The 4,769-nt window shown below is 58.6% G+C and carries 3 protein-coding genes; 1 reads left to right on the top strand and 2 read right to left on the bottom strand.

Annotated elements, in window-relative coordinates:
- Positions 1 to 359: 359 nt before the first annotated feature.
- The gene (gene ppc, locus Q7O77_RS14730; RefSeq protein WP_304168807.1) at positions 360 to 2,999 is read left to right on the top strand and encodes a phosphoenolpyruvate carboxylase; all 2,640 of its coding nucleotides are present in this window, start codon (positions 360 to 362) and stop codon (positions 2,997 to 2,999) included.
- Positions 3,000 to 3,149: 150 nt separating this feature from the next.
- Here ppc and Q7O77_RS14725 read toward each other — a convergent pair whose 3' ends face one another.
- Together Q7O77_RS14725 and udp are read right to left on the bottom strand one after the other, a co-directional pair.
- A complete protein-coding gene (locus tag Q7O77_RS14725; RefSeq protein ID WP_304168804.1) occupies positions 3,150 to 3,932 on the bottom strand; it encodes a tyrosine-protein phosphatase in 783 nt (260 codons plus the stop codon).
- Between the two features lie 31 nt (positions 3,933 to 3,963).
- A complete protein-coding gene (gene udp / locus Q7O77_RS14720) occupies positions 3,964 to 4,722 on the bottom strand; it encodes a uridine phosphorylase (protein WP_304168801.1) in 759 nt (252 codons plus the stop codon).
- Positions 4,723 to 4,769: the final 47 nt, after the last annotated feature.

The following is a 4,769-nucleotide window of genomic DNA, read 5'->3' as shown; positions in this document are numbered from 1 at the left end:
GTGATGGACGCTATCAGAGCGGGTCATGTGTGAAATAAAAAACCACAAAACACACACAAATTGGCACGATTAATTACGTGAAAACATAAAAACCCTGCTGTTTTACGGGTTTTTGCGCCAATGAGGTATCCCGCCAACCCTTGTCCTGCCTGGGCTTATTGGGTGTTAATAAGCTAGTCTTATCTGAGCGATCGGGTGATTAAATTTCGCAAATTGCCTTTTCCCTACAGAAACGGGTACAACTGTAAAGATAGTGCTCAACACAGATGGGCGCGATCCTCCATTGCCAGACAACAGCATCACTCCACTTTTGAAGCGTAATATTTTTACAGGACAACGAGAGACGGGTCAGGACAAATATGAATGAACAATATTCCGCAATGCGCGGCAACGTCAGTATGCTCGGCAAATTGCTTGGGGACACCATCAAAGGCGCATTGGGAGAAAACATACTAGAACGTGTTGAAACCATTCGAAAACTTTCCAAAGCCTCCCGCGCAGGCAGCAATGAGCATCGGCAACAGCTGCTGAATACGCTGCAAAACCTTTCTAACGAAGAACTTCTGCCCGTCGCGCGCGCGTTCAGCCAGTTTCTCAACCTGACCAATACCGCCGAGCAATATCACACCATCTCTCCGCACGGAGAAGCGGCCAGTAACCCGGAAACGCTGGCGTTAGCCATCCGCCGTCTGAAAGACAGCGATAAACTGGACGAAAATCAGATCCGCGAAGCCGTGGAATCGCTCTCCATTGAGCTGGTCCTGACCGCGCATCCTACCGAAATTACCCGTCGTAGCCTGATCCACAAGCTGGGTGAGGTGAACCACTGCTTAAAACAGCTCGATCACGACGATCTGGCGGATTATGAGCACCATCAGATCATGCGCCGTCTGCGTCAGCTTATCGCCCAGTACTGGCACACGGACGAAATCCGTAAAGAGCGCCCAACGCCGGTCGACGAGGCCAAATGGGGTTTTGCCGTGGTCGAAAACAGCCTGTGGGAAGGCGTTCCGGCCTTTCTGCGCGAGCTGGACGAACAGCTGGAGCAGGAGCTCGGTTATCGTCTGCCGGTAGAAGCGACTCCCGTCCGATTCACGTCATGGATGGGGGGAGACCGCGACGGCAACCCCAACGTCACGGCGAAAATCACTCGTCGCGTGCTGCTGCTGGGTCGCCGAAAAGCGGCGGCGCTGTTCCTGAATGATGTACAGGAGCTGGTGTCCGAACTGTCCATGTCCACGTGTACGCCCGAGCTGCAGCAGTTGGCGGGCGGCGACAGCGTTCAGGAACCCTATCGTCAGTTAATGAAGAAAATGCGCGCCCAGTTGGTCGCGACGCTGAACTATCTCGATAGCCAGCTTGAAGGGAAATCGGCTCCCGAACCGCAGAATCTGCTGGTCTGTAACGAGCAGCTGTGGGATCCGCTATACGCCTGTTACCGGTCTCTGCACGCCTGCGGCATGGGGATTATCGCCGACGGTCAGCTGCTGGATACCATGCGCCGCGTACACTGCTTCGGCGTGCCGCTGGTCCGCATCGACGTCCGTCAGGAAAGCACCAATCACACCGAAGCGATCGCCGAAATCACCCGTTATCTGGGACTGGGCGACTACGAGAGCTGGTCGGAAGCTGATAAACAGGCTTTCCTGATCCGTGAACTGAATTCCAAACGTCCGCTGCTGCCGCGCCAGTGGCAGCCGAGTCCAGAAACGCAGGAAGTGCTGGACACCTGCCAGGTCATCGCGCAAACCCCGCAGAACGCCATCGCGTCTTACGTCATTTCGATGGCGCGTACGCCGTCCGACGTTCTGGCCGTCCACCTGTTGCTCAAGGAAGCCGGTTGCCCCTACACGCTGCCGGTGGCTCCGCTGTTTGAAACCCTGGATGACCTGAACAACGCCGACGGCGTGATGACGCAGTTGCTGAATATCGACTGGTATCGCGGCGTGATCCAGGGCAAACAGATGGTCATGATCGGCTATTCCGACTCGGCCAAAGATGCGGGCGTGATGGCGGCCTCCTGGGCGCAATATCGCGCGCAGGACGCGCTGATTAAAACCTTCGAGAAATATGGCGTAGCGCTGACGTTATTCCACGGTCGCGGCGGCTCTATCGGCCGAGGCGGCGCGCCGGCGCATGCCGCATTGCTGTCTCAGCCGCCGGGAAGCCTGAAGGGCGGTCTGCGCGTCACCGAACAGGGCGAGATGATCCGCTTCAAGTTCGGCCTGCCGGAAGTCACCATCAGCAGTCTGTCGCTGTATACCTCCGCGATTCTGGAAGCCAACCTGCTGCCGCCACCGGAGCCCAAGAAAGAGTGGCACCACATCATGGACGAGCTATCGCGTATCTCCTGCGATATGTACCGCTACTACGTCCGCGAAAATCCCGATTTCGTTCCCTACTTCCGTGCGGCAACGCCGGAACCGGAACTGGGCAAACTGCCGTTGGGTTCGCGCCCGGCTAAACGTCGCCCGAGCGGCGGAGTCGAAAGCCTGCGCGCCATTCCGTGGATTTTCGCCTGGACGCAAAACCGTCTGATGCTGCCCGCCTGGCTGGGCGCGGGCGCGGCATTGCAGAAAGTGATGGATGACGGCAAACAGGATCAGCTGGAAGCGATGTGCCGCGACTGGCCGTTCTTCTCCACCCGCATCGGCATGCTGGAAATGGTGTTCTCCAAAACCGACCTGTGGCTGGCGGAGTATTACGATCAGCGCCTGGTGGAAGAAAATCTGTGGCCGCTGGGTCATCAGCTGCGCGGACAGTTGGAAAAAGACATCAAAGCGGTGTTGACCATTTCCAACGACGATCACCTGATGGCAGACCTGCCGTGGATTGCAGAGTCTATCTCGCTGCGCAACGTTTATACCGATCCGCTCAACGTTCTGCAGGCTGAGTTGCTGCATCGCTGCCGTCAGCAAGAGACGCCGGATCCGGATGTGGAACAGGCATTGATGATCACCGTCGCCGGGGTCGCCGCAGGAATGCGTAACACCGGCTGACGTTGGTTCCATCCCATGACGGCGGAACCCCTCCGCCCGTCTGGCCGCGACGACACGGTCTACGTCGTCGCGGCCCAGCAAGATCTTAAGATGCGGGCCGATCGTGCCATTACCCTATGGCAAGGTCGGCCCGCCTTTTTGCCGTCGTACTTAATCTAAATAGCGTTTGCGTAAGCGTTCCCGCGCTGGCACATCCAGCCCGTAATCCCGCATCAACCAGTTGTCGATCGAGCCGTGTCGCTCACGGATCGTCCGTAGCGCCGTCTGCAGAAACTCCTCGCGAGCCGATAAGATGAAGGAGAACGGCCGCATGGCCGCCTCGCCCAGCACGGGCGTCAGCTCTTCTATCAGGCGCTGGCGGAACGGCTCCAGCGTGGTTTCCGTCAGAAGATAATCTTCCATGACCGTCTGTTCATCCGCGCCCAGCGCGAATAACACCAGCGCGACGCCGACGCCGGTGCGATCCTTACCCACGGCGCAATGCTGCACCAACGCGCCCTCGCCCGGCGCCTGCAACAGCTGGACCAGATGGCGGTAGGCGCTGTTTTCGAACGGCAGACGTTCGTAGACGGTAAGCATGAAAGCGCGCGCATCCAGTTCGGCCAGTTTCTCCGACCCCAGCGATTCAAGATTAGCGGTCACCTCATGACTCGGCGGATTAGCCGGCATGGCATGATAGTTCGCCCCCGACCATAGTCGGTCAGGACGCTGCGCGGCCTCAGAAATATCACGATAATCAATCACATGCGCGACCGGCACCTCGGCCAGATACGTCAAATCCTGATCGCTCAGTTCATCCAGTGAGCCCGCACGCAGCAGTTTGCCGGGACGGACTCGCCGACCGTCGGCCATAGCCAGCCCGCCCAGATCGCGAAAATTGATCCCGCCGTTCAGCGGCAGGACAGAAGGATGCAGCGTTTTGGCTAACGTCATAGCGTTCCTTTATTCAGTTAGAAGGAGGGGTTCAGGAAAGCAGCGTGCGCGCCGCGGCCAGCACCACGTTCACCGACGCGGTTTCGGCCAGTTTCATCGTCGCAGCGTCCGGGATCTCCTGCTGGGTGCGATTCACGATAACGCCCGCGACCATGCCCGCGCGTAGCCCCTGACTGGCGCACATCGTCAGCAACGTTGCGGATTCCATTTCATAGTTCAGCACGCCCATGCCCTGCCACTCTTCCATCGATCCACGGAAACGACGAACGACCCGACCTGAGAAGGTATCGTAGCGCTCCTGCCCCGGATAAAAGGTGTCGGAAGAAGCCGTGACGCCGACGTGTAGCGTATGACCCGCGGCGCGAGTGGCCTCCACCAGCGCCGACGTGCAGGCGAAGTCCGCGACGGCGGGGAATTCCATCGGCGCAAAATGCAGGCTGGCGCCGTCGAGACGTACCGCCGCTGTCGTCACCAACACATCGCCCACGGCGATATGAGGCTGGATCGCGCCGGTCGTGCCGACGCGCAGAAACGTACGAACCCCCAGCTGCGCCAACTCTTCCACCGCAATTGACGTAGACGGGCCGCCGATGCCAGTCGAGCAGATAATCACGGGCTTACCCGCCAGTTCGGCGCGCCAGGACGTGAATTCGCGGTGAGAGGCCAGAAACACCGGGTTCTCCATCAGACGGGCGATTTTCTCTACCCGAGCCGGATCGCCCGGCACAATCGCCAGTTCGGCGCCGTGCAAATCTTTTGGGGTTAATCCCAGGTGAAATACGTCAGACATATCGCTCTCCATCGATGTAGTAAATGAGAGGGCATCGCCCTAATCTA

Origin of the sequence: Lonsdalea britannica (genome assembly GCF_946477055.1) — a bacterium.
Classification (GTDB): domain Bacteria; phylum Pseudomonadota; class Gammaproteobacteria; order Enterobacterales; family Enterobacteriaceae; genus Lonsdalea; species Lonsdalea britannica_A.
The sequence above is the reverse complement of the archived record's forward strand: the minus strand, read 5'-3'. Positions and strand labels throughout refer to the sequence as shown.